Below are 24,505 nucleotides of genomic sequence, written 5' to 3' on the forward strand. Positions count from 1 at the left end.
AAAAATTAAGACGATATTATGAAATCATTTTTCATTATTTTCACGGGATCATTTTTTCAGTTTGCGATTTTTATATTCATCATATAAATGATTTTACGCAGACGGAGCGGAAAGACAGAGTTTATGCATTTTCTCAATGAACGTTGAAAAAACACTGCTGTTCAGCGATGAACGGCTGTAAAGCATATAGACATGTATTTCGGGCAATTCAAATGGGGCGGCGATCCGTTTTATTTTTAACGTCTCTTTATAGGCTTCATAGATTGATACGGGTATAAAGCCTAACAGATCAGATGAACTGACCATGGAGATAAGCGAAATGATGGAGTCCGTGCGAAAAGCAATATCTCTTTCCGGGAAAAGGTCATTGGCACGATTCTGGAACTCTTTAACGCCCGGGTGCGCACTCTGGTAAAAGGTGAATTTTTCCCGGTATAACGCTTCAAGACTGACCGTATCTGCGAGTCTTGGGTGGTTTTCTCGGCAGATTAACGCTATTGGCACCGTGGCAAAGTGAGAACACACCACAGAGCGATTCTTAATTGGGGCAATAGTAAAGATCAGGTCGGCTTTACGGTAGGCGAGCAGGTCCTCTGCGGATTCCGGAGAGATAAGCATATCTCGTTGTTCTATCTCGTAATTTTCCTCTGACATTAGCAGCTTCATTGGTTCGAGCATATAGCCGGGCGACATCATTTGAGAGCAATAGATAACGAACTTTTTCTTGATGTCCGAGTGATGCATCATGTTGATCGTCTGCTCAATTTGGTTGAGATTCTGTTCAAGATGATGATGCAGGTTGGTGCCCACCGTGGTCGGCGTAATTCCCTTACCTGAGCGGATGAACAGGGGGTCATTGAGCTGGCCACGCAGACGTTGCAGCGACTGGCTCACGGCGGATGGCGTGATATAAAGTGTCTCGGCAGCCTTACTGATACTGAGATGTTGGTAAATGCATTCGAAGATGACTAACAGATTGAGATCGAATTTTTTTAGGTCGTAGAGGTTGGCCATGTTTCGTCCTGAGTGTGCTGTGTTTGCTGTCGTTATCACATCATGGAGTACGACAGAGGGAAGTTACCTTTAACAATCCGTGGGGGTAACTCGCTTAATTTAAAAATTAAGTGATCTTAATATATCACGGCTTTGGATTATTGAAACACAACTTCAAGATTTATTAAGATAATTTTATCTTTAAAGTGTGATTGAATTATTTGAATGACAACTGGCATTTATATATAGCGCGAAATTTATAATGAAATTAAATTTATAACGTTTCTGAGACCTGTTCGATTCTGCCTATCACAACCATAGGCAGGACTATCCCTCTTATGCATTGCTCAATGCGCGCACGGATGCTGTAATCAAACCGCTGTTACGGCCTTGATACAAGGTATGTAGAGCGCAACGCAACGCCAGCTTCGGCTGGCACTGAATGTACCTGCGGGGAATTCAGGTATCAGGGCCGCCCGTTGAGGCGGCCTTTTTACTTTCAGGCTTTCCTGTAAAAGGTTCACCTTGCTGTCTTGTTGCTGTTGTAAGGTTTGGCTGATTGATTTGATAAAGCATACGCATTAGCCCCGATGAACAAAGTTGGTTACCTTACATCTCAACGAAAACACGGAGGAAGTACAGATGTCCTTGATTAACACCAAAATTAAACCTTTCAAAAACCAGGCGTTCAAAAACGGTGAGTTCATCGAAGTAACTGAGAAAGATACCGAAGGCCGCTGGAGCGTGTTCTTCTTCTATCCGGCTGACTTCACCTTCGTTTGCCCGACCGAACTGGGCGACGTGGCAGACCACTACGAAGAACTGCAAAAGCTGGGCGTAGACGTTTACTCTGTTTCTACCGATACCCACTTCACCCATAAAGCGTGGCACAGCAGCTCTGAAACTATCGCGAAAATCAAATACGCGATGATCGGCGACCCGACTGGCGCCCTGACCCGTAACTTCGACAACATGCGTGAAGATGAAGGCCTGGCAGACCGCGCGACCTTCGTTGTTGACCCGCAGGGCATTATCCAGGCTATCGAAGTTACCGCTGAAGGTATCGGCCGTGATGCATCTGACCTGCTGCGCAAAGTGAAAGCGGCTCAGTACGTTGCTTCTCACCCAGGCGAAGTGTGCCCGGCGAAATGGAAAGAAGGCGAAGCGACGCTGGCTCCATCTCTGGACCTGGTCGGCAAGATCTAAGTCTGTAAAGCCTGGCGGCGCTACGCTTGCACAGGCCTACAGTATCGTAGGCCGGGTAAACGAAGTGCCACCCGGCAATCAATGGGCGCTCCCCGCGCCCATTTCATTCCAGCACCATGATGCAAGTTGCATTCAGGCAGCCCGTATAAGGCGGCTTGCATGATGACGTTTTAAGAGAGGGAAGAATAATGCTCGACGCTAACATGAAAACCCAGCTCAAGGCCTACCTTGAGAAACTGACCAAACCTGTTGAGCTGATTGCCACGCTGGACGACAGCGCGAAATCGGCAGAAATCAAAGCGCTGCTGACAGAGATTGCTGAGCTGTCGCCGAAGGTGACCTTCAAAGAAGACAACACGCTGGCAGTCCGTAAGCCTTCTTTCCTGATCGCCAACCCAGGGTCTGACCAGGGGCCGCGTTTCGCGGGCTCTCCGCTGGGGCACGAATTTACGTCCCTGGTGCTGGCGCTGCTGTGGACCGGTGGTCATCCGTCAAAAGAAGCGCAGGCGCTGCTGGAGCAGATCCGCGATATCGACGGTGATTTTGAGTTTGAAACCTATTACTCACTCTCCTGCCATAACTGTCCGGACGTGGTGCAGGCGCTGAACCTGATGTCAGTCCTCAACCCACGCATTAAGCACACGGCGATTGACGGCGGTACGTTCCAGAACGAAATCACCGAGCGCAACGTGATGGGCGTTCCGGCGGTTTACCTGAATGGTCAGGAGTTCGGCCAGGGGCGTATGACCTTGACCGAAATCGTCGCCAAAGTGGATACCGGCGCAGAAAAACGTGCGGCGGAAGAGTTGAACCAACGCGATGCGTACGACGTACTGATTGTTGGCTCCGGCCCGGCGGGCGCGGCGGCAGCGGTCTACTCCGCACGTAAAGGGATCCGTACCGGTCTGATGGGCGAGCGTTTCGGTGGTCAGGTTCTGGATACCGTTGACATTGAAAACTACATTTCCGTGCCGAAAACCGAAGGCCAGAAGCTGGCCGGGGCGTTGAAAGCGCACGTCAGCGACTACGACGTGGATGTCATTGACAGCCAGAGCGCCAGCAAACTGGTTCCGGCCGCGGTCGAGGGTGGTTTGCACCAGATAGAAACGGCGTCCGGCGCGGTGCTGAAGGCGCGCAGCGTGATCATTGCCACCGGCGCGAAATGGCGCAACATGAACGTCCCGGGCGAAGATCAGTACCGCACCAAAGGCGTGACCTATTGCCCGCACTGTGACGGCCCGTTGTTCAAAGGTAAACGCGTAGCGGTGATCGGCGGCGGTAACTCCGGCGTGGAAGCGGCTATCGATCTGGCGGGAATTGTTGAACACGTTACCCTGCTGGAGTTCGCCCCGGAGATGAAAGCGGACCAGGTGTTGCAGGATAAGGTGCGTAGCCTGAATAACGTCGATATTGTGCTCAATGCCCAGACGACAGAAGTGAAAGGCGACGGCAGCAAAGTGACCGGTCTGGAATACCGTGACCGCGTGAGTGGCGATATCCACAGCGTGGCGCTGGCAGGGATCTTTGTTCAGATTGGCCTGCTGCCAAACACCACCTGGCTGGAAGGCGCGATTGAGCGCAACCGCATGGGCGAGATCATCATTGATGCGAAATGCGAAACCAGCGTGAAGGGCGTATTTGCGGCGGGCGACTGCACCACCGTGCCGTACAAACAGATCATCATCGCCACTGGCGAAGGTGCGAAAGCGTCGCTGAGCTCGTTTGATTATCTGATCCGCACCAAAACCGCATAATAAAAGAAAGCAAGACGACACCTGCAATGCCAGAGGCCACCAAAAGGTGGCCTCTTTTTTTATCTCACGACCATCACCGGAATGTGGGTGTGGCGGATCACGCTGGAGGCGTTCGACCCCAGCAGGTGAGTGGTGATGGAAGGGTTACGTGAACCAATCACTACCACGTCGGCATTTAATTCCCCCGCCAGCTCATTAACGGCGTCGCGCACGCTACCGAACCGGACGTGGGTTTTGATGCGGGAAGGATCGATGCTGAAGTGCCCGACCATGGTTTGCAGGCGTGTCTCGGCTTCATGCTGTAAATGCTCTTCAAAACGACGCACATCAGCAGCGAAACGATGCAGGCTCAGGCTGGCAGAGCCCGGTAAAACATGCAGAAGATGAATAACTCCGTCCTGCTGCGCGAGAAATTCCGCGTGACGTACAGCCTTATCACTCAGTTCCATTTCGAAAACATCAACCGGCATAATGATTGTTTGATACATAACCGTTTCTCCTTGTTTATAAACGCTGAAATCATTCAACCACAAAATATAAAAGGTTTCTGTAATCCCGACAGCACTTTTTTATCTCGCCAGGATAAATCTCAAAACAGCCGGATTCCGGGGCAGATCCCGAGAGGTAGCTACCCTTTTATAAGCTTACCCACACCCTTTCGGAGGTTGCATGAAAGCTCTCACCTATCACGGTCCACATCATGTTCGGGTCGATAATGTCCCCGATCCGGGCATCGAACAGCCTGACGATATCATCCTGCGCGTAACGGCCACGGCGATCTGTGGTTCTGATTTGCATCTTTATCGCGGAAAAATTCCCAAGGTCCAGCACGGCGATATCTTTGGTCATGAATTTATGGGCGAGGTGGTGGAGTGCGGGAGCGAAGTGAAAAACGTGCAGAAAGGTGACCGGGTGGTGATCCCGTTTGTGATTGCCTGCGGTGACTGCTTCTTTTGCCAGATGCAACAGTACGCGGCCTGCGAAAACACGAACCGCGGGCAGGGCGCGGCGCTGAACAAAAAGCAAATTCCCGCCCCTGCCGCGCTGTTTGGCTACAGCCATCTTTACGGCGGCGTGCCGGGCGGACAGGCGGAGTATGTGCGCGTCCCGAAAGGCAACGTGGGGCCGTTTAAAGTGCCCCAGCTGCTGTCTGACGACAAAGCGCTTTTCCTGTCAGATATTCTGCCTACCGCCTGGCAGGCGGCAAAAAATGCGCAGATCCAGAAAGGCTCCAGCGTCGCCGTATTCGGGGCCGGGCCGGTGGGGTTACTGACCATTGCCTGCGCGCGGCTTCTCGGCGCAGAGCAGATTTTCGTGGTTGACCATCATCCCTATCGACTGCGGTTTGCCCAGGAGCGCTACGGCGCGATCCCGATTAACTTTGATGACGATAACGACGCGGCGGAGAAAATCATTGAGCAAACGGCCGGACAGCGAGGGGTGGATGCGGTGATTGATGCCGTCGGGTTTGAGGCCAAAGGCAGCACCACGGAAACGATCCTCAGTAACCTGAAAATTGAAGGCAGCAGCGGCAAAGCCCTGCGCCAGTGCATTGCTGCGGTGCGACGCGGCGGCGTGGTCAGCGTGCCGGGCGTGTACGCCGGTTTTATTCACGGCTTCCTGTTTGGCGATGCCTTCGATAAAGGGCTGAGCTTTAAGATGGGGCAGACCCACGTCCATGCCTGGCTGGGAGAGCTGCTGCCGCTCATCGAAAAAGGGCTGCTTACCCCAGAAGATATTGTGACCCACTATCTTCCGCTGGCTGATGCGGAACGCGCCTATAAGATCTTCGAAAAACGGGAGGAGGAGTGCCGCAAGGTGATCCTGGTGCCTGGCGCAGACACCCCGGAGGCAGCGCAGCAGAAAGTGAAGGGACTGGTGAATGCCTTCCCCGGCGGCGTTGTGTGAGGTTCCTCACTCACCAGTGGCGCTCAAGGTACAGCACCGCCACGACGAGGATCGCCAGGATGATGAGAAAAACCAGTGTGATAACAAGTATCTCACCCATGACCGTCCCCACGGCACTACAACAGACTAAGCGTGGATTAAGCGGTTTTTGTCCGGTATAGCACAATAGGGTGAATTTGCGGAAAGAGGATGCGGGTGCATCCTCTGTGCAAAGCGGGGTCGCTTGTTCAGAAGGGATTAACGCAGGTAATCGCCAGCGGCTTCGGGCTGGTAGAGCAGCTCAAGCACTTCCAGGTGAGCTGAGGCGCCGCCCGGGAGTTCCCAGTGGATGGTATCGCCCGTGCGCAGTCCAAGCAGCGCCGCGCCCACGGGTGCCAGCACCGACAGTTGCGTGCTGCTGTCGGTCATCTGCGCCGGATAGACCAGCGTACGGGTGAGCTCCTCGCCGGTGGTCAGGTTGCGGAACTTCACCTGGCTGTTCATGGTGACCACATCATGCGGCATGGTCTCAGGCGTACACATCTGCGCCCGGTCTAGCTCTTCGTTCAGCGCATCGGCTACCGGCAGCGAGGCGAATTCTGGTTTCTCCAACAGTCGGTCAATACGTTCTGCGTCGAGTTCATTGATGATAATCGTAGGTCTGGACATTTTTACTCCATGTCGTTAATGCTGCGTGTAACGCAGAAACCAATCCAAAAGAAAACCCTCGCCGTCTGGCAGCGAGGGTTTAACTTATCTGATGATACTGTCTGAAACCGTAAGTTTGAAGTGATGAAGGTCACAATCATGCGCCATATGAATTTTTGGCAATAAACCCGGCGTCCCGATTCACGCTGAACGGAAATTTCGTTACGCTGGAAAGACTGAACCCGGGCAATGCGCGTTGCAGCCCCAGCGTAGAGAGAGCGATATGTACTTTTACCAACCGTCTCAGGGGCACGGCCTGCCGCACGACCCGCTGAACGCCATTATCGGTCCGCGTCCGATTGGCTGGATCTCATCCTGTGACAAGGCCGGTCAACTGAACCTTGCCCCGTACAGCTTCTTTAACTGCTTTAACTATCGCCCACCGATCATTGGTTTTTCCAGCAACGGCTGGAAGGATAGCGTGCGGAATATTACCGAAACGGGGGAGTTTGTCTGGAACCTCGCAACGCGCGATCTGGCCGAGGCGATGAATGAAACCTCCGCCACGCTCCCTCATGGCGAGGATGAATTTACCTTTGCCGGCCTGACGCCCGTAGCCAGCCAGCTTGTGAGCTCGCCGCGCGTGGCGGAAAGCCCGGTGAATTTCGAGTGTCGATTGTCACAGTGCATTCAGCTTACCGGCGCGGATGGGACACCGATTGATACCTGGCTGGTGCTCGGCGAAGTCGTGGGCGTCCATATCGCCGAGAGTTTGCTGGAAGAGGGGATTTACCAGACCGCGAAAGCGCAGCCCATTCTGCGTGCGGGTGGACCTACAGCCTACTACGCCATCAGTGACAGCCATCGCTTCGACCTGGTACGCCCGGATGCGCGCAGGGGGTGATATGCGCGCAACCCTGTTGCCCGCCGATCAGCAGTTTTTTGCCGATCTGTTGAGCGGCCTGGTGCTCAACCCACAGCAGCTGGGGCGAGTCTGGTTTGCTCAACGTGGCGCGTCTGACGCTGTCGGAAGCGTGAGCCGCGACTGGCCACGGCTTGATGTCGTTCTTCGCGGGGAATATGGCAACAGACTGGTTACCGGGCAGCAGACCCTCTGCCAGGGGGAAATGCTGTTTCTTCCCGCCCAGGCCGCCAGCGTCCCGGTGTTTGAACGACCGGTCATGCTGCTGAGCATTCTTTTTGCTCCGTCGTGGCTGGGGCTGGTGTTTCATGATACCCGTCACGGGCGATCCGTGCCTGCGCAGCGACACGTTGAGCTTCCTCATCCTGAACGAGGCGAATGTGCTGCGATGCTGATGGCCCTGACGCACCTGAGCGCTTCCCCGCAGGATCAGGCCATTATTCAACCGCTGGTGCTGAGCCTGCTGCACTGGTGCCGGAAAGTGGTGTCGTCGCTGCCTGAACCGGGACTGTCGCGCGGGGATTTTCTCTATCAGAGCATTTGTAACTGGGTGCAGGAAAACTATGCTGAATCCCTGTCGCGGGACAGCGTCGCCGCGCTTTTTAATATTTCGGCTAACCATCTGTCACGCCTGTTCTCCCAACAGGGGACGATGAGTTTTGTGGATTACGTTCGTTGGGTGCGTATGGCGAAGGCGAGAACCATCCTGCAAAAATACCACCTGCCGGTGGGGGAAGTGGCGAAGCGCTGCGGCTATGCCGATAGCGACTATTTTAGCCGTCTGTTCCGGCGCCAGTTTGGCCTGACGCCGGGGGAGTATCGCGCACGCTTTCAGTGACAGTCAGAACGTGATTTCAGCGTTCAACAGATCCAGGATACTTTGCGGCGTCGTTGCTGCAAACAGCGACTCGCGAAACGTTTTATTGACCAGCTTCCGCGCCAGCTGGGAAAAGACCTTCACGTGATTAATCCCTTCCTGAGCGCCGAGCGTCAGCATGATCACCAGCTCGACGTCGCCCAAATCCGACTCCCAGTCAATCGCCTTGTCCAGGCGGGCAATGCTGATGCTGGAGTGGCGTATCCATTGCGATTTGGTGTGAGGGATCGCCACGCCAAACCCGACGGCGGTGGTGACAATCTCTTCGCGTTGCCAGAGATCTTCTTCAAGCTCCAGCGGGTTTTCGGTCCTGCCATGAATCGCAAGATTTCCGCATAAGAACTGAAGCACCTGCTCTTTTGAGGTCAGCGGCTCATTGACCACGATAGTCTCCAGCGCCAGCAAGGGACGCGGCGGCGCTTCCGGTGTGAAATCCGCCAGCAGGGCTTCAATTTTCTCTGCGCTGCGGCTGTCGCAGGCCTTATCTGCCAGTGCCCGGCAGGCCGCCATGTCCAGCTGACGCAGCTGGGTTTTTACCGCAGGGATGCGCGGCCCGCTCATGCTGAACTCATCTAAGCCCAGACCAAGCAGAAGAGGGAGGTAGCGCTGCTCTCCGCCAAGTTCCCCGCAAATGCCGACCCATTTCCCGTGACGATGCGCTGCGGTGACGATCTGGCGAACCATTCGTAAAAAAGACGGTGTGATGGGGTTATACAGCCCCGAAACGCGCGGGTTGTTGCGATCGACAGCGTAGAGATACTGAGTCATATCGTTCGAGCCGATACTGAAGAAATCCACCTCTTCGCAGAAGTGATCGATGATAAAGCAGACTGAAGGCACTTCAACCATGATCCCCAGCGGCAGGTGTGCGGTGTGACGTAACCCCTGTGAGGCCAGGGCGTCACGAACGTTTTGCAGCTCCTGTTTGATCCATAAAATCTGATCGAGACTGTGCACCATCGGGATCATCAACAGCGCATTGCCGCTGGCGCCTGCGCGTAAGATCGCGCGCAGTTGGGTGCGGAAGAGATCGGCAAATTCGGGATAAATACGAACGGCACGATAGCCGAGGAAGGGGTTTTCTTCCTGGGGAATGTTCAGGTAAGAGAGCTGCTTATCGCCGCCGATGTCCATTGTGCGAAAGATGACCGGCTTGCCCTGCGCGGAGAGCAGCACCTGCTGATAGGCTTCGAATTGCTCCTGCTCGTCCGGCGCGGTGTCTCTGTCCATATACAGCATTTCAGTGCGAAACAGCCCGATACCCTGCGCGCCGCAGGTAAACGCCCCGGGCGCTTCCAGCGCGCTGCCGATGTTGGCGGCAATCTCTACCGGCACGTTGTCGCGGGTGAGCGCAGGAAGACCCGCATCTTTGATCTGCTGCTGGTGGCGTCGGTCGGCAAGGCGCTGCGCCACGCTGTAGTAATCATTCACCGCGTCGTTGGGTTCAACGACCAGCACGCTACAGATGCCGTCCAGAATGACCTCTTTTCCCATCAACGGCGCCAGCGAGGCGACCGTTAAACCACTCAGCACAGGCACGGAGGCCGCGCGTGCCAGGATCAGCGTGTGCGACGTCCGGCCTGTTTTTTCAAGTACCATGCCTTTCAGGTACTGCGTGTCGAGGCTGAGAAACTGGCTGGGCGTCAGATCTTCCGCCACCAGAATGGTGGGGGCGCTGAGGGTGAATGCGGAGGTTTGCTGTAACTCCGGCCAGGTAATGTTAAGAAGCTGCTCGCTGATGTCGCGAATATCGCTGACGCGTTCACGCAGGTAGTCGCTGGCGGAGAGCGACAGCTTGTCGCAGATCAGCTCCATGTTACGAATGATCGCCTCCGCAAGGCTTAGCCGCTCCTCGGCGATCAGTCGGCGTATGGTGCCGCCAAACTCCTCATCCTGGATCAGCGAAAGATGCGCGCTGAGAATGGTTTTACTCTCGCCGTCCAGCCCGCGCAGGCGGTGGTTGAGCTGTTCAGCCAGCGTCGCCAGGCTGTGTTCCAGGCGGGTAATATCTTCCGGCGAGGCGGGGATCTGACAATAACGTTTGAGGTTATCGCTCTGCCAGCCTCGCAGAGTGCCAGCCCCGATGCCACTGGCGAGCGTAATGCCGTGCTGAAGGTGGGGAGCAAGCCTTACAAGCGAACGGGGCAGGGGATGCGCAACGTGCGGCGCGTCGCCGGAGGGAATACTGTCGCTGTCGATAAACGCGCCGGTGAGATACGCCTCCAGCACGCGTCGGGCCTGCTCCTCGTCGCTGCCGTTAATTTCCAGCACGCAGCTGTCATTAAACAGCGTACCGGTACTGATCAGCGCCAGCGAGCTTTTGGCATCCGCGTGAGTGTTAAGCCGTCTGTTGATAAAACGGATGTCGCTGCGCCATGCGCTGCACTGCTCTTTTAACGCCCAGGCCGGACGCGCATGCAGGCCGTTGGGCAGTGGGCAGAAAAATTCAATTGAAAGCATACTTCCTCCTGACCGCGTGAGATCAGCATCTGAAGTCCGTCAGATGATCCACGGTCTCACGGTTCATGCCTGCCACAAGCGCGACAAGCAGTTGTTGGGTGTGATGAATGTCTTTTTCGTCGGCAATGGATGCCGCGCAGTGCCCGTGTCGGGTCGGGGGACCAAGCACAAGAGTCGGCACGCCAGTGCCGGAGAGATGGATCGCCCCGCCGTCCGTTCCGCCGTTGCTGAACATGTCTTTTTGCAGCGGGATCCCCTGCGAGCGCGCGATCGTCTCAGCCAGCGCAATCAGTTTGGCTGGGGCGATGAGCGTTTTGTCGTACAGCACCAGCATCGGGCCCGCACCGATCTGGCGATGGTTGGCGCTGCCATAATCGAAATTTTTTGACCAGCAGGCGGTATCCAGCACCAGCGCGATATCAGGATGAATGGCGCGCGTGGCGGTCTGGCCGCCGCGCAGGCCGACCTCTTCACTTGAGCTGGCCACCAGCCAAAGCTCGCAGTCGAGCGGCGTCTGGTGCAGCTCGTGCAGCAGCGCAATCAGCAGGTAACAGCCGAGACGATCGTCGAAGGCTTTACCCATCACCCGATTGTGGGGAAGGGTCTGAAAGGGTGTATCGAACGTCACGCGGTCGCCTGCGTCGATACCGGCGGCGAACACCTCCTCCGCCGACGTCGCGCCAATGTCGACACGCAAATTGTCAACGTTTTCTCCTTTCAGATCTCCATCCAGCAGGCCCGGTATTTTTTCCCCGTTACGCGTGGTGATGCGCACCGGCTGAAGGGTACGGGCCATCATGCGCACGTTGCCGATGGGCAGGACATCAATGGCCCCTTCGCGCGAGACGCTACGCACCATAAAACCGACTTCATCCATATGGGCGCAGACCATCACCTTCGGGCCCCGGCTCTGGTTGACGCGGATAAGCACGGAACCCAGCCCATCAAACTGAACCTCTTTATGGTATTTTTGCGCCTCACTGAGCAGGATGTCGCGCACCTCTTGCTCTGAGGCCGCAATGGCGTCTGCTTCGCTCAGGGCGCGCAGTAAATCTCTGTCCACTCTTGTTCTCCCGTCAGCAATAGCCGTTTGTCGAGGGTATAAAGCACCTCGGCGCCCGTTTCCGTCACCAGCACCACATCTTCAATTCGTACCCCGCCCTGGTGTTCAAGGTAGATCCCCGGTTCAACGGTCAGCACCATGCCGGGCTGCAACGGGGTGCGGTCGGTAGGGGAAAAACGTGGATTTTCATGGACATCAATACCAATGGCATGGCCGGTGTTATGCCCGAACTGCGGGCCGTAACCTGCACGTTCAATCACGGAACGTGCGGCGCTATCGATCTGATTACAGGAAACGCCGGGGCGGATGGCATCAATGGCCGCCTGTTGTGCCGCCAGAACGATCTGGTACACCGCATAGAGAGGGTGCTCCTCCGGCGGCGTGTTTTGCCCGGCGACAAGAAAGGTTCTTGTCATATCCGAGCAATACCCCTGGTGTTGGGCGCCGAAATCAAGGGTGATCATCTCGCCAGGCATAATCACTTTGTCAGAGGCTTTGCCGTGGGGCAGCGCACCGCGCGGCCCGCTGGCGACAATGGTGTCGAAAGAGGGCTTGTCCGCACCCTCCTGCTTCATAAACCACTCCAGCTCGGCAGCGACTTCACGCTCGCGCATACCGGGCTGAATGAAACGCCGGATGTGCTGTGCGGCGCGGTCGGCAATGCCGCATGCTGCACGGATACGGTCGATTTCGTCAGCGGTTTTTATCTGCCGCAGCGCGTCTAGCGAGGTGCTGCAAAGGGTGGTATTTAGTGTATCGTGCCACAGCACGCCTGTTTGCCAGCTCACGTATTCACCCTCAAAGCCAAGACGGGTGAGATCTTCCTTCGCAATAATCTGATTCACCGCCTGCGCAAACGGGTTCTCCGTGTTAAGCAGGTGCATCTCATAGCCCGCCGCTCGTGAAGCGATATCGCTGTAGTAACGGAAATCCACCAGGATATGTGCCGCGGTTTGTGTCACCAGCACATATCCCGAACCGGTTGAAATGCCCAGATGCGGCTGTTTATTCTGGCGCGAAGAGATGAGCACGCCGTCCAGTTTTTCCGCAGCCAGCCAGGCATGAAGCCTTCTCAGTAATTCCATGGTTCACCCCGTTACAGCGTGTCGATAGCGAGTTTTCCGCGCTTGTGCAGACTGTTACGAATAATCACGACCAACAGCGCGGTGATCGCCGCCCCGACCACAATACTGAGCATGTACGCCCCCAGATTGGTGACCAGCGGCCACGCCCAGATCGCCGATTCAGGGAACCACTGCACGGCACCGAGCGCGGTGGCGGTCATCGCACCCGCGATCGCACCCGCCATATACGCCGGCAGCGTCGCAAGCGGATTTTCCAGCAGGAACGGGATGGCCCCTTCACTGATGCCCATGAAGGCGAGGAACATGGCCGTTTTGCCTTGCGGATAAAGCTGCGGACTAAACAGGCGTTTGCCGGTCAGACGATGGTCAATCAGCGTGGCCAGCCCCAGACCAATGGGCGGAATAACAATCGCCACGGCGCGGGAGGTGATGGGCAGGACATGATCGGTTGTCAGCCCCAGGCCAACAAATCCCGCCGCTTTGTTAATGGGGCCGCCGAGATCGATCGCCGTGGCCGCCGCCATCCCGATGGCGTACATCATGGAGCCCGCCTGACCCGCCGCCAGCAGTACGGTCCGCATACCTGCATTCAGCCAGCCGCCAATCGGCGTGATGATGTAATACATCGCCAGCATCACAAACAGCGCCGAGAGGATTGGGATCAGAAAGGTGCTTTTAAAGGCCAGCAGATACTGCGGTACGTTAATACGGCTATTCAGCCATTTGACCAGATAGCCTGCGGCTATGGCGATAATCAGCGCGCCAATAAACGTGGAGGGCACGGGTTTGGTGGCAAGCCAGGTCAGTTTTTCCGCATCAAAGTTCAGCACCAGCGTCGGCTGCGTGGCGACAAGGCCACCGATAAACCCGGCCGGGAAGGCCAGCTTTCCGCCGATAGAGTTGGCGACAAAGGCGGCAAACATCGGGATGGCGAAGCTGAACAGCAGCCCGCCGAACGATTCGGTCAGATAGCCAAATTTCAATACCGAGAGATTGAAACCGGTGAATTTGCCTGAGTTAAGCGCGTCGAGAATACCGGTGTCAGGCGGGATCTCCAGCCAGACGTAGGCGATGAGCTGTGAAATGGCGAGGATAACCCCGCCCATGATAAGCGTTGGCACCATGCGGGATATCCCCGACATAATGTGCTGTGGAAGCTCTTTCCAGAAAGACGCACTGGCGGCAACCGGTGCGGATTTGATGGCAAGTGTGTCACCCTCGTGACTGTCCGGGCGAACCGCGCTGCGTTTTTTAATAGCCATGACGAAAACCCCTGGGTGTGAGGATTATTATTGTTCTGCTGCAATCATCTCTTCGATCTCTTTCAGGGTGCCTGCCGCGTTTTTAATGGCGTCCTGAAGCGTAATCTCATACACGTCGCGCGTTTCGAAGCGCTCATTGTCTTCCGGGGTGATCGCGATGGCGTGGATAATAATGTCAGCGTCGGCAATATCCTGTGGGGTCAGGCGATTCTGGATCCCGTCCGCGCCCTGGGTTTCAATTTTTACCTCATAACCGGCTTCCGTCGCTGCGTCTTCCAGCGCCTGGGCTGCCATGAAGGTATGTGCCAGGCCCATCGGGCAGGCGCACAGTGCAATCAGTTTTTTAGCCATGTGAAATTCCTCCTGTAGATAACGCCATGATTATGGCGGGGAGGTTTCAGTGATGTTTACCGGATTAATAATGCTTTAGCTGGAAAAATGATGCGTGTGAGCGGAAGTGTGAGGTTAATCGTCATATCACGGAAATCAATGAAAAACCGGGCAAAAAGGTGCCCGGCGCAGCATCAGTAACCGGCTTTATCAATGACAAACTGTTTGCCGCAGTTGCCCGGATGCGGCTGTGGCGCAAAGGAGCCGGCAGAGAGCGGGTTGTTGATGGTGCTGGCGTTCAGCGAGATCTGCATCTCGGTCAGATAAGCCGGATTGCCGTGGCAGGTAAGCTTGAACGCTTTTACGCTCTGTTTCCCCCAGCTTTTGGCCACGGCTGCATCGAAGTCGCTGCGGCGGACGGTTTTGCCATAATTTTCCGCCAGAAATTTTCCTGCCGCGCTGTGCTTCACTTCCTGGTTCATGCGCACCATGGTGCCGAAGTAAGCGTCGGGATCAAAACCAAAGCAGACGCCGTGTTTCGCGTATTCATAACGTTCAAGGCAGGAGTTGCCGCCCGCGCCGGGCATCACGCTGTTCAGCTTCGCCGCGCCGGTTAGCGATAGTCCGGTCTCTGCGGCGTCACATTTGCGGCTGGCTTTTGCTTCCGGCATATTCGGAACCGGACGAGTGGCACAGCCGAAGCGCATCCAGCGGCGTTCATCCACTCCGCGAGCGGCAATAGATTTCGGCAGCGCGGGCCATAAGCCGTGGACGGTCAGAAAATCGGTTTTGTTGCTGCTCTCTTTTTGCAGGCGACACTCTTCCGGTTCGTCACGGTTACGTTCGACCATGCTCTGGCAAAATCCGGTTTGCCAGGAAAGGGCCAGAACGTAGCGATCGAAATCGCCGTACTGGGTTGGCTTAAGCGGATCTGCCTGAATTGAGAAGACACAGAGTGCAAGCGCTACTGCGCCAGACGGGATAACGATATCCTTCCTGAACATTTGCTTTCCTAATTGGTTGGGCGCGATTAATTTCTGGGGGTTATTAAAGCACAAAAAGCGCCCGCAGGCGCTTTTTGGAAATCAGGAATTTCGCTTAGGCAGCGCCGGGAACCAGCACTTCGGTGGCGATAATAACGATAATCAGGCCAACCAGCACCGGCACTGACGTGCGTTTTACCACTTCAAACGGAGAGATTTTCGCCATCCCCGCAACCGCAACCACCACGCCCGATACCGGAGAAATGGTACGACCCAGGTTGGAGGCCTGAAGCATCGGAATGGACAGGTAAGCCGGGTTGATGCCGGAGGAGTGCGCCAGCTTAGGGATCATCTCAACAAAGGCGTAGAACGGCGCGTTACCGGAGCCGGTGGTCATCGCCGCCAGCATGGTCAGCACCACCAGCACCAGCATCAGGATAATGCTGGCCGAGCCGAACGAGGTGGCGATAGAGATCAGGCTCTGAATAAAGCCGATGGTGCTCAGCCCCTGGGCAAACACCCCCGCGGCAACCAGCAGCATCACCACGCCCGCGAAGGCATCCGCCATACCGCGGAAGGCAACTTCCAGACCCGTGAACACTTTCTGGGTGTTAAAACTACGAACGAATTCCAGGATGGCCGCCAGCAGCATACAGATCACCAGGATAGTGATGATGTGCAGCTGCGGGCCCCATTTGCCGTCGAAAATAAGCACGCCAATAATCGGCGTGAAGGGCAGGATGGAATAAAACGCTGGGGCGGTAGTGGTGATTTCGCTGACGTCCATCATTTCATGGCTGACGTTCTCTTTCTTATCGAGATAGCGCTGCCAGAAGAAATGCGCCACGCCCATGCCGAGAATAGCGGTGATGGAGATCGGCAGTGTGGTTTTGAAGGCGAAGTCAATCAACGACATTTCCGCGGCTTTTGCGGCCAACACTACGTCACCGGAAGTAGGGGAGAGAATAATCGCCGCCGGAGAGGCGCAAATAGCCGCCGCTGCGCCACGGCTGATCCCGACGTTAACCATTACCGGGAACAACGTTGCCATTAACAGCACACCAAGACCCGTTGCTGAGGAAACGGCTAATGACATCAGACAGGCCAGGAAATAGGCCGCGACCATCAGCAGATAGGGGGAATTAATATATTGCAGCGGCTTAGAAGCCAGCTTTACCACCATATCATTCGCGCCGATATGGGTCATATAGGCAGCAAATCCGCAGAGCATCATGATCATCATGCCCAGATCGCCGCCGCGGCTCATCAGCAGAATTTTTATATATTCCACAATATCGGTAGCGGTATATCCGGTGCTGGCTTCACTGGCGGGTAAAACCTGATGACCCATTAGCGCGCTAATGATCAGCAGCGTCAGGCCGCCGACAAATAGCACGCCGGTGGCTGAGTAACCTTTAATGATGTAGCGTGCTACACCGACAATGACCACGACTCCAATGAGGAGTTCGAGAAAAGTAAGCATGATTTCCCCTGTATCCTTGCTGCCCGAGAGACAAATAATCAATAAAAAAGAAGCTGAAATGTGCCGAATAAATGTCCAGTCCTTGCTGATTAAAATCAAGAAAGAGACTACTAAAGGCACTGATGACGATATTTTTGCTAACCCTGCGTCATTTATATTAAGACGTTATTGACCTGATGAATAGATATTATATGTCATTAAATTGATGGTGAAGTGTTAAGGTTTTGAGTATTACTTGCCGACAATCGATTTAAAACGTAAATCTCTTTAAAACCACTTCTCTTTCATTCTTTTGCCTGCTTATACTCGGTTCACTTTTACCCTATCCGACGATCTGAATATGCACGCCAGCTGGACATATCGCCTGCGCTTTATCAAAAAACATCTGCTGATGTTTTTGCTGGCGTTTGGCTGGCTGTTGATCCAGAGTCAGGTGGCCGTCGCCTCCCATCAATGTTCAATGGATTTGCGCGGTGAGGTAGCCACCATCCAGCATATGGAGATGATGGCGCAACCGGGGCCGCATTATGCTGCCGGTGCTTCACCGCTGTGTGAAAAGCATTGTGTGCCGGATCAGGTACAAAAAGATCCTGCCCAGCCGCATCTGGTGGCGCTGCCTGCCGGCATGACCCTGACCTTAACGACCCCAGAGTGCTCGTCTGCAAGCCATTCTGCGTGGTCCGTTACCCCTCCTGCTGTGGGGCCGCCGGCAACGATCCGCTACTGCCGGTTTCGGGAGTAAAAACCTGTTAATTCGTTGATTTTTATTTACTTAACGTTTAACAGGAGTTTTATCATGCGTACCGTATTCCTTTCCGCGCTGGTTGGCGCGTCCGTCTCTTTCGCTTCTTATACCGTTCAGGCAAACCAGACCTGGCAGGGCCACGGCGTGGTTCAGTCGATCTCTGACGGCGCCGTCATGCTCCGGCACGAGGCCATACCGGAACTAAAATGGCCAGCAATGACCATGCCGTTTACTTTATCTTCGGGCGCCACGCTGAATGGCGCCAAACCGGGGGATGAAGTGACCTTCACGCTTGAGCGTGCGGGTGACGGTTTCCAGATTATCTCGCTGACGCCAGCACGCTAAGCGAGGTCACCATGAAACAACACACACTGAGCCTGTGGCTCGGTGGGGTGTTGTTCGGCCTGTTAACCTCCGTCGCGCAGGCGGAGCCGTGGACGCTCGAACACACCCTCATCGAAGCCCAGCGCTACTCGGCAGAACTCTCCGCCAGCCGTAACGAAGCGCAGGCGCTGGATGCGATGGCGGATTCCGCCACGCAATTACCTGACCCAAAACTGAAATTCGGCATCGAAAACGTGCCGGTACAGGGCAGCAACGATCGGCGGCTGACGCGCGAAGGGATGACCATGCAGAAGGTTGGCATCATGCAAAGCTACGTCAGCTCAGAGAAGCGGGAACGTAAAGCGCAGACCTTTCAGGCGCAGGCGCGAAGCGTGCTGGCAAAATCCGAGGCCGTCCGCGCCGCGCTTCAGCGTGATACCGCCCAAGCCTGGCTGGATCTGGCGCTGGCCCAGCAGGCGCTGAACACGGCCAGAACGCTGGTCCGCGAAACGGAACGCCAGCGGGGCGTGCAGAAGGCGAGCGTCGGGGCGGGAAGCGCCACGCCGGACAGCGTACTGGCCCTGCAAATGATCCTCAGCGCCATGCGCGACAAAGAGACGCTGGCGCAGCGGGATGTGCAGCTGGCGCAAAGCCGTCTGCTGGAGCTTACGGGGCACGCGATTACGGCGGTTCGCGGTCCGCTGCCGCGCTATCAGCGTCTTCCTGCCGATGAAAAAACGTTGCAGGAGGGGATCGTCAGGCACCCGGAAGTGGAGGCCGCACGACGTGAAGCCGAGACCGCGAAAGCGCGTTCAGCGCAATCTGCCGTGGCGGCGATACCCGATGTGGATGTGGAGGTCTATTACGCCCACCGCGCCGAAGGCTACGACGATATGGCTGGCGTGATGTTCAGCGTGGATCTGCCTCTGTTCCAGTCAAAACGTCAGGACAAGGATTACGCCGCCGATGTTTCCCGCTCTATGCAGGCGGTGGATCAACTGACGCTGCTCAAACGCGAACACATTGCCCGGGTGCAAACGCTGGTGGCGCAGTATCAGGCTGCGCAAACGGTGTGGCAGCGACAGCGGGACGAAGTACTGCCGTTGCAGCGTCAACGGCTGGCGGTGCTGACGGCGCAGTATCGCTCTGGACAGTCGGCGCTTCCGGCCCTGCTGGAGGCGCGTCGTGGCGTACTGGATACGGAACTGGCGGTGAACCAGGCGGAGCGCGAAATGGCGCGAACCTGGGCTGCCGTGAACTGGCTGATCCCGCAGGAGCTGGCGCAATGAAAAAAACAACGTTAATGGCGATTGCCATCGCGATAGCTGCCGCTGGCGGCTATTTTGTCGGACAGAAGCAGACGCATCAGCCGGCTGCGGCTGCACAACCCTCTGAACGTAAGGTGCTTTACTGGTACGACCCTATGGTGCCCGGTCAGCGCTTCGATAAGCCGGGTAAATCTCCCTTTATGGATATGGATCTGGTCCCGCGCTATGCCGATGAAGCACAGGCGGCGTCAGGCGTGGCCATCAGCACTCAACAGCAGCAAAACCTGGGGATGAAAACCGCCAACGTTGAGATGCGCCAGCTGGTTTCGCCGTTCTCGGCCTTTGCCACGGTTGCAACGGACGAACGTAACGTCTCGGTGGTGTCAGCCCCGGCCAATGGCGTGGTGTCAAAATTGTTTGTTAATGCGCCGCAGCAGCAGGTGAAAGCCGGAGAGGCGCTGGCGCAACTGTGGATCCCGCAATGGACCACCGCCCAGCAGGAGTATCTCGCGGTTCGTCAGCTTGGCGATGCCGCATTGACCCGCGCCGCACGCGAGCGGCTGGCGTTGCAGTTTATGCCGGAAGAGGTCATTCGTTTGCTGGAGCGTAGCGGTAAGCCGCAGACCACGCTCACCCTGCGCGCTGACCGGGCGGGCTATGTGGTGAAGCTGGATGTGCGGGAAGGGGCGCAAATTACCGCAACGGCGCCGCTGTTTGAGATCGCCAGCCTCGATCCGGTCTGGCTGGTGGTCGATTACCCGCAAACGCAGGCGCAGTCTCTGGCAGTGGGCAGCAACGTGGTAGCAACGTCAGAAAGCTGGCCGGGGTAGCAATTCCACGGCACGGTCAGCGAATTGCTGCCGCAGATGGAGGCGACCACGCGAACCCTGAAAGCCCGTATCGTGCTGGAAAATACCGCACATAAGCTGAAGCCAGGCATGTACCTCTCCGTCAGGCGTGCGGAAGAGATGAAAGGCCCGCCGGTGCTGGCGGTGCCGGAAGAGGCGGTGATTAACAGCGGAGAGTCTGCGCGTCTGCTGCTGGCCACCGGGGATGGTTATTTCCAGCCTGTGACGGTGACAACCGGCCTGACGGCGCAGGGCTGGACGGCGATCCTGTCCGGGGTCAAAGAGGGCGATAAGGTGGTGACGTCCGGGCAATTCCTCATTGATTCCGAAGCCAGCCTGCGTAGCGTGATGCCGGAGGTGACGCCATGATTGCCGCTGTGATTCGCGCCTCGTTGCGTAACCGCCTGCTGGTGATCCTGGCCGCGCTGATGATGGCCGGCTGGGGCTGGTGGGCGGTGCAGCGTGCGCCGCTGGACGCGTTGCCCGATCTGTCTGATGTGCAGGTCATTATCAAAGCGAGTTACCCCGGAAAAGCGCCGCAGGTGATTGAAGATCAGGTGACCTGACCCTGACAACCTCCATGTTGTCTGTGCCGGGAGCTAAAACCGTGCGTGGTTTTTCAATGTTTGGTGACGCTTATGTGTATGTGCTGTTTGAGGATGGCACCGATCTCTACTGGGCGCGATCCCGGGTGCTGGAATATTTAAGTCAGGTACAGGCGCAGTTTCCGCCAGGCGTGAAGGTGTCGCTGGGGCCAGATGCGACGGGCGTGGGCTGGATCTACGAATATGCGCTGATCGACCGTAGTGGAAAACACAGCCTGGCAGATCTGCGGGCCCTTCAGGACTGGACGCTTAAGTTCGAGCTCAAGACAGTACCGAATGTATCTGAAGTGGCAAGTATTGGCGGAATGGTGCGTCAGTATCAGATCGTGGCGGACCCGGCGAAGATGCGCGCGCTGAATATTACCCACAGCCAGCTATCCGGCGCGGTGCAGGCCGCCAATAAAGAGAGCGGCGGCGCCCTGCTGGAGATGAGCGAAGCGGAGTATATGGTGCGGACAACGGGCTATTTGCGCTCGCTGGAGGATTTTCGCAATGTGGTGATCGCCACCCGCGATGGCGTACCTGTCCTGCTGAAAGATGTCGCCACCATTGGCATTGGCCCGGAGATCCGCCGGGGCGTGGCGGAGCTTAACGGTGAAGGGGAGGTCGCTGGCGGCGTGATCGTGATGCGCTACGGGCAGAATGCGCTGGAAACGCTTCGTGCGGTAAAAGCGAAACTGAGCAAGCTGCAAAAAACGCTGCCGCAGGGCGTCGAGATTGTTCCGGTCTACGATCGTTCCACGCTGATTGAGGAATCGGTCAAAACGCTGACGCACAAGCTGCTCGAAGAGTTTGCCGTGGTGGTACTGGTGTGCGCGCTGTTCCTGTTCCACCTGCGCTCCGCGCTGGTGGCGATGGTCTCTCTGCCGCTGGGGATCCTCGGTGCTTTTGTGGTGATGCACTATCAGGGCATTAACGCGAATATGATGTCGCTCGGCGGGATCGCCATTGCCATCGGGGCGATGGTGGATGCGGCAATTGTGATGATTGAAAACATGCACAAGGTGCTGGAGCAGTGGCGGCATGATAATCCGGGCAAGGAGCCTGCGCCGGGGGAATACTGGCGTCTGGCGGAAAAGGCGGCGGTTGAAGTGGGACCAGCGCTGTTTTGCAGCCTGTTAATCATCACGCTGTCATTTATACCGGTTTTTTCGCTGGAAGCGCAGGAGGGGCGAATGTTCTCGCCGCTGGCGTTCACCAAAACCTGGTCGATGGCCGTGGCCGCCGGGCTTGGGATCACCCTGGTGCCGGTGCTAATGGGCTTTTTCATTCGCGGGAAAATCCCGGATGAGAAGGCAAACCCGATCAACCGCCTCCTGATCCGCCTGTATGAGCCGCTGCTGGACAAGGTACTGACCTTCCCGAAAATGACGCTGGCACTGGCATGTCTGCTGCTGATCGCCACGCTCTGGCCGCTGAGCCGCCTGGGAAGCGAATTTATGCCGCCGCTGGATGAAGGGGATTTACTCTATATGCCCTCCACGCTGCCGGGGATCTCTGCTCGCGAGGCATCGCGGCTGCTTCAGCAGACGGACCGCTTGATCAAAAGCGTACCGGAGGTCGCGAGCGTGTTTGGCAAAGCCGGTCGCGCGGAGTCGGCAACCGATCCCGCGCCATTAACCATGCTGGAAACAACCATTCACTTTAAGCCCCGCGAGCAGTGGCGGCCAGGAATGACGCCGCAAAAGCTGGTGGAGGAGCTTGATAAAACCGTGTCGCTGCCGGGTATTGCCAATGTGTGGGTGCCGCCTGTCCGTAACCGCCTGGACATGCTGGCAACCGGGATCAAAAGCCCGGTCGGCATTAAGGTGAACGGCAATAATATTGCCGACATCGAGCGCGTGGCCCGGCAGATTGAGCAGGTGGTGAAGGACGTTCCTGGCGTCTCCTCTGCGCTGGCGGAGCGTCTGGAAGGCGGGCGCTACGTGGATATACGTATCGACCGGCAAAAAGCCGCGCGCTACGGCGTTTCCGTCGATGAACTGCAAAGCCTGGTCTCCACGCTGGTCGGGGGCGATAACATTGGCGAGGTGATCCAGGGACGCGAGCGGTATCCCATCAACCTGCGTTATCCCCGCGATTTGCGTGATAACGTCGACACGTTGCGGGTGTTGCCGGTAGTGACCGCCAGCGGTAGCCAGGTGGCGCTGGGGGAATTGGCCGATATCGTCGTGACGGAAGGCCCACCGATGCTAAAAAGTGAAAACGCGCGCCTTTCCAGCTGGATCTACGTGGACTTGCGCGGGCGCGATCTGAAGTCCGCCGTGGATGAAATGCAAAAACGGGTGGAGGAGAAGGTGGTATTGCCGCAGGGCGTGTCTCTCTCCTGGTCCGGGCAGTTTGAATATCTGGAACGGGCGACCGCGACGCTCAAAATAGTTTTACCTGTCACGCTGATGATTATATTCGTCCTTTTATGGTTAACCTTCAGGCGGATATCAAATGTCCTGATAATAATGGGGACATTGCCGTTCGCGCTTATTGGGGGCGTGTGGTTACTGTGGCTGCTTGAATATAATTTGTCAGTGGCGGGGGCCGTTGGCTTTATCGCCCTTTCCGGAGTGGCGGCAGAATTCGGCGTAATTATGGTTCTTTATTTGAATCATGCGCTTAATAAATATCACAGGCTGGAGCCAGAAGGGGGAAATACGGTGCTGATGCAGGCGATCCACGAAGGTGCCGTGCTGCGCGTGCGTCCGAAGGTGATGACGGTCGCCACTATTATGGCGGGACTGCTGCCCATCATGTGGGGCAGCGGGAGTGGCTCAGAGGTGATGCAACGTATTGCCGCGCCGATGATTGGTGGCATGGTAACGGCACCGTTATTATCGATGTTAGTTATTCCCGCACTCTACAAATTGTTACATCAACGTTAAATATGTCAACTGCATGTGCTTATTCAGGCATGCAGTTTATGTATCCTCAGATTATTCCCAGGAACGGGATGGTAATTAGGAATAACACCCATGCTGTTAAGCGTTCATTCAAGTATTCTGTGTTAAGGTCTGCACCGAATACTAAATATGGTAATGGCATTGTGATTGTACGAATTAAATTCCCCCTGATTTTGTTGTTTATTATTGGGCAGTTATCGTTTGCGTCTGCGGTTAATGCAGACAGTAATACAGCGGATAAAGGCTGGTTCACCACCTTCACGGATAACGTCGCGCAAACATGGAATGAACCTGAGCATTACGATCTCTATATTCCGGCCATTACGTGGCATGCACGTTTTGCCTACGATAAAGAAAAAACTGACCGTTATAACGAGCGTCCGTGGGGGGCCGGCTTCGGTCAGTCTCGCTGGGATGAAAAAGGTAACTGGCATGGCCTGTACCTGATGGCGTTTAAGGACTCCTACAATAAATGGGAGCCTATTGGTGGCTACGGCTGGGAAAAAACCTGGCGTCCGTTATCAGACGACAACTTCCGTCTGGGGCTGGGCTATACGGCAGGGTTCACGGCGCGTGATAACTGGAAATACATTCCTGTTCCGGTACTGCTGCCGCTTGCCTCCATCGGCTATGGTCCGGCAACGTTTCAGATGACCTACATACCGGGTACCTATAACAACGGTAACGTTTACTTTGCCTGGATGCGGTTTCAGTTTTAACTGAATTTTTCTGCTAAATCGGCCAAAAAACGCACAGACATTGAAATGTAAAGGATAAAAATCGAACAGCGAAAATTAACGCGACTTTTGTCACTTTTTATCAAAGATCCGCTGGACAAAACGCCTCACAATTGTTGTACTGATACCCG

At 55.9% G+C, this 24,505-nt stretch carries 20 protein-coding genes and 2 pseudogenes; 11 read left to right on the plus strand and 11 right to left on the minus strand.

From position 1 onward, the window contains the following. Positions 1 to 93: 93 nt before the first annotated feature. Positions 94 to 1,014: a DNA-binding transcriptional repressor CitR gene (locus tag SK50_RS08360; RefSeq protein WP_015571158.1), complete on the minus strand. Its 921-nt coding sequence runs from the start codon at positions 1,012 to 1,014 to the stop codon at positions 94 to 96. A 621-nt stretch (positions 1,015 to 1,635) separates the two neighbouring features. Here SK50_RS08360 and ahpC point away from each other — a divergent pair. Beyond that, positions 1,636 to 2,199, plus strand: a complete 564-nt coding sequence (gene ahpC, locus SK50_RS08365) for an alkyl hydroperoxide reductase subunit C (protein WP_014882974.1) — start codon at positions 1,636 to 1,638, stop codon at positions 2,197 to 2,199. 188 nt (positions 2,200 to 2,387) lie between these two features. Further along, a complete protein-coding gene (ahpF, locus tag SK50_RS08370; RefSeq protein WP_017382489.1) occupies positions 2,388 to 3,953 on the plus strand; it encodes an alkyl hydroperoxide reductase subunit F in 1,566 nt (521 codons plus the stop codon). Positions 3,954 to 4,012: 59 nt separating this feature from the next. Here ahpF and uspG read toward each other — a convergent pair whose 3' ends face one another. Continuing rightward, a complete protein-coding gene (gene uspG / locus SK50_RS08375) occupies positions 4,013 to 4,441 on the minus strand; it encodes a universal stress protein UspG (RefSeq protein ID WP_006809652.1) in 429 nt (142 codons plus the stop codon). A 181-nt stretch (positions 4,442 to 4,622) separates the two neighbouring features. Here uspG and SK50_RS08380 point away from each other — a divergent pair, with 181 nt between their 5' ends. Then, positions 4,623 to 5,861, plus strand: a complete 1,239-nt coding sequence (locus SK50_RS08380; RefSeq protein ID WP_015571156.1) for a zinc-dependent alcohol dehydrogenase — start codon at positions 4,623 to 4,625, stop codon at positions 5,859 to 5,861. A 10-nt stretch (positions 5,862 to 5,871) separates the two neighbouring features. Here SK50_RS08380 and yldA read toward each other — a convergent pair whose 3' ends face one another. Both yldA and rnk read right to left on the minus strand, forming a co-directional pair. Beyond that, positions 5,872 to 5,961, minus strand: a complete 90-nt coding sequence (gene yldA, locus SK50_RS24260) for a small membrane protein YldA (protein ID WP_015571155.1) — start codon at positions 5,959 to 5,961, stop codon at positions 5,872 to 5,874. 137 nt (positions 5,962 to 6,098) lie between these two features. Continuing rightward, positions 6,099 to 6,509 carry a nucleoside diphosphate kinase regulator gene (gene rnk / locus SK50_RS08385; protein WP_006809650.1) on the minus strand — a complete coding sequence of 137 codons (411 nt, stop codon included), beginning with the start codon at positions 6,507 to 6,509 and terminating at the stop codon, positions 6,099 to 6,101. 262 nt (positions 6,510 to 6,771) lie between these two features. Here rnk and SK50_RS08390 point away from each other — a divergent pair, with 262 nt between their 5' ends. Next, positions 6,772 to 7,392 (plus strand): flavin reductase family protein, encoded by a 621-nt coding sequence (locus tag SK50_RS08390; protein ID WP_003858756.1) that lies wholly within the window; start codon positions 6,772 to 6,774, stop codon positions 7,390 to 7,392. 1 nt (position 7,393) lies between these two features. Continuing rightward, positions 7,394 to 8,248, plus strand: a complete 855-nt coding sequence (locus SK50_RS08395; protein ID WP_026094381.1) for a helix-turn-helix domain-containing protein — start codon at positions 7,394 to 7,396, stop codon at positions 8,246 to 8,248. A gap of 3 nt (positions 8,249 to 8,251) precedes the next feature. Here the strand turns inward: SK50_RS08395 and ptsP are convergent, their stop codons facing one another. The 7 genes from ptsP to dcuC form a co-directional block, all read right to left on the minus strand. Continuing rightward, on the minus strand, positions 8,252 to 10,747 hold the full coding sequence (gene ptsP, locus SK50_RS08400) for a phosphoenolpyruvate--protein phosphotransferase (protein WP_045344539.1): 2,496 nt from the start codon (positions 10,745 to 10,747) through the stop codon (positions 8,252 to 8,254). A gap of 22 nt (positions 10,748 to 10,769) precedes the next feature. Further along, positions 10,770 to 11,810: an aminopeptidase gene (gene ypdE / locus SK50_RS08405; protein ID WP_045344538.1), complete on the minus strand. Its 1,041-nt coding sequence runs from the start codon at positions 11,808 to 11,810 to the stop codon at positions 10,770 to 10,772. Next, a complete protein-coding gene (gene ypdF, locus SK50_RS08410) occupies positions 11,783 to 12,895 on the minus strand; it encodes an aminopeptidase (protein ID WP_045344537.1) in 1,113 nt (370 codons plus the stop codon). Before ypdF ends, ypdE begins: the two co-directional genes overlap by 28 nt. An 11-nt stretch (positions 12,896 to 12,906) precedes the next feature. Next, positions 12,907 to 14,157: a PTS fructose transporter subunit IIC gene (locus tag SK50_RS08415; protein ID WP_017694322.1), complete on the minus strand. Its 1,251-nt coding sequence runs from the start codon at positions 14,155 to 14,157 to the stop codon at positions 12,907 to 12,909. 27 nt (positions 14,158 to 14,184) lie between these two features. Beyond that, the gene (locus SK50_RS08420; protein WP_017382483.1) at positions 14,185 to 14,508 is read right to left on the minus strand and encodes a PTS fructose transporter subunit IIB; all 324 of its coding nucleotides are present in this window, start codon (positions 14,506 to 14,508) and stop codon (positions 14,185 to 14,187) included. A gap of 173 nt (positions 14,509 to 14,681) precedes the next feature. Next, positions 14,682 to 15,491 (minus strand): ribonuclease I, encoded by an 810-nt coding sequence (gene rna, locus SK50_RS08425; protein WP_003858741.1) that lies wholly within the window; start codon positions 15,489 to 15,491, stop codon positions 14,682 to 14,684. A gap of 94 nt (positions 15,492 to 15,585) precedes the next feature. Then, entirely contained in the window at positions 15,586 to 16,953 is a 1,368-nt protein-coding gene (gene dcuC, locus SK50_RS08430; protein WP_017694321.1) for an anaerobic C4-dicarboxylate transporter DcuC, read from the minus strand. 340 nt (positions 16,954 to 17,293) lie between these two features. Between dcuC and SK50_RS08435 the strand changes: the two genes are divergently transcribed. From SK50_RS08435 to pagP, 6 genes and pseudogenes are all read left to right on the plus strand, one after another. Next, on the plus strand, positions 17,294 to 17,695 hold the full coding sequence (locus SK50_RS08435; protein WP_045344535.1) for a hypothetical protein: 402 nt from the start codon (positions 17,294 to 17,296) through the stop codon (positions 17,693 to 17,695). A 54-nt stretch (positions 17,696 to 17,749) separates the two neighbouring features. Next, positions 17,750 to 18,043, plus strand: a complete 294-nt coding sequence (locus tag SK50_RS08440; RefSeq protein WP_045344534.1) for a copper-binding protein — start codon at positions 17,750 to 17,752, stop codon at positions 18,041 to 18,043. A gap of 11 nt (positions 18,044 to 18,054) precedes the next feature. Beyond that, positions 18,055 to 19,311 (plus strand): TolC family protein, encoded by a 1,257-nt coding sequence (locus tag SK50_RS08445; protein WP_045344533.1) that lies wholly within the window; start codon positions 18,055 to 18,057, stop codon positions 19,309 to 19,311. A gap of 14 nt (positions 19,312 to 19,325) precedes the next feature. Continuing rightward, positions 19,326 to 20,507, plus strand: a pseudogene (locus SK50_RS08450) (efflux RND transporter periplasmic adaptor subunit). After that, positions 20,504 to 23,619, plus strand: a pseudogene (locus SK50_RS08455) (efflux RND transporter permease subunit). Before SK50_RS08450 ends, SK50_RS08455 begins: the two co-directional pseudogenes overlap by 4 nt. Positions 23,620 to 23,780: 161 nt before the next feature. Continuing rightward, positions 23,781 to 24,356 (plus strand): lipid IV(A) palmitoyltransferase PagP, encoded by a 576-nt coding sequence (gene pagP, locus SK50_RS08460; RefSeq protein WP_017382475.1) that lies wholly within the window; start codon positions 23,781 to 23,783, stop codon positions 24,354 to 24,356. Positions 24,357 to 24,505 lie beyond the last annotated feature (149 nt).

Source organism: Enterobacter sp. BWH64 (genome assembly GCF_001037645.1).
GTDB classification, from domain to species: domain Bacteria; phylum Pseudomonadota; class Gammaproteobacteria; order Enterobacterales; family Enterobacteriaceae; genus Enterobacter; species Enterobacter hormaechei_C.

Bases quoted from the DNA above. Each gene is read 5' to 3' on its own strand.
- SK50_RS08360 (WP_015571158.1), bottom strand. From the start codon at position 1,014: ATGGCCAACCTCTACGACCTAAAAAAATTCGATCTCAATCTGTTAGTC.
- ahpC (WP_014882974.1), top strand. From the start codon at position 1,636: ATGTCCTTGATTAACACCAAAATTAAACCTTTCAAAAACCAGGCGTTC.
- ahpF (WP_017382489.1), top strand. From the start codon at position 2,388: ATGCTCGACGCTAACATGAAAACCCAGCTCAAGGCCTACCTTGAGAAA.
- uspG (WP_006809652.1), bottom strand. From the start codon at position 4,441: ATGTATCAAACAATCATTATGCCGGTTGATGTTTTCGAAATGGAACTG.
- SK50_RS08380 (WP_015571156.1), top strand. From the start codon at position 4,623: ATGAAAGCTCTCACCTATCACGGTCCACATCATGTTCGGGTCGATAAT.
- yldA (WP_015571155.1), bottom strand. From the start codon at position 5,961: ATGGGTGAGATACTTGTTATCACACTGGTTTTTCTCATCATCCTGGCG.
- rnk (WP_006809650.1), bottom strand. From the start codon at position 6,509: ATGTCCAGACCTACGATTATCATCAATGAACTCGACGCAGAACGTATT.
- SK50_RS08390 (WP_003858756.1), top strand. From the start codon at position 6,772: ATGTACTTTTACCAACCGTCTCAGGGGCACGGCCTGCCGCACGACCCG.
- SK50_RS08395 (WP_026094381.1), top strand. From the start codon at position 7,394: ATGCGCGCAACCCTGTTGCCCGCCGATCAGCAGTTTTTTGCCGATCTG.
- ptsP (WP_045344539.1), bottom strand. From the start codon at position 10,747: ATGCTTTCAATTGAATTTTTCTGCCCACTGCCCAACGGCCTGCATGCG.
- ypdF (WP_045344537.1), bottom strand. From the start codon at position 12,895: ATGGAATTACTGAGAAGGCTTCATGCCTGGCTGGCTGCGGAAAAACTG.
- SK50_RS08415 (WP_017694322.1), bottom strand. From the start codon at position 14,157: ATGGCTATTAAAAAACGCAGCGCGGTTCGCCCGGACAGTCACGAGGGT.
- SK50_RS08420 (WP_017382483.1), bottom strand. From the start codon at position 14,508: ATGGCTAAAAAACTGATTGCACTGTGCGCCTGCCCGATGGGCCTGGCA.
- rna (WP_003858741.1), bottom strand. From the start codon at position 15,491: ATGTTCAGGAAGGATATCGTTATCCCGTCTGGCGCAGTAGCGCTTGCA.
- dcuC (WP_017694321.1), bottom strand. From the start codon at position 16,953: ATGCTTACTTTTCTCGAACTCCTCATTGGAGTCGTGGTCATTGTCGGT.
- SK50_RS08435 (WP_045344535.1), top strand. From the start codon at position 17,294: ATGCACGCCAGCTGGACATATCGCCTGCGCTTTATCAAAAAACATCTG.
- SK50_RS08440 (WP_045344534.1), top strand. From the start codon at position 17,750: ATGCGTACCGTATTCCTTTCCGCGCTGGTTGGCGCGTCCGTCTCTTTC.
- SK50_RS08445 (WP_045344533.1), top strand. From the start codon at position 18,055: ATGAAACAACACACACTGAGCCTGTGGCTCGGTGGGGTGTTGTTCGGC.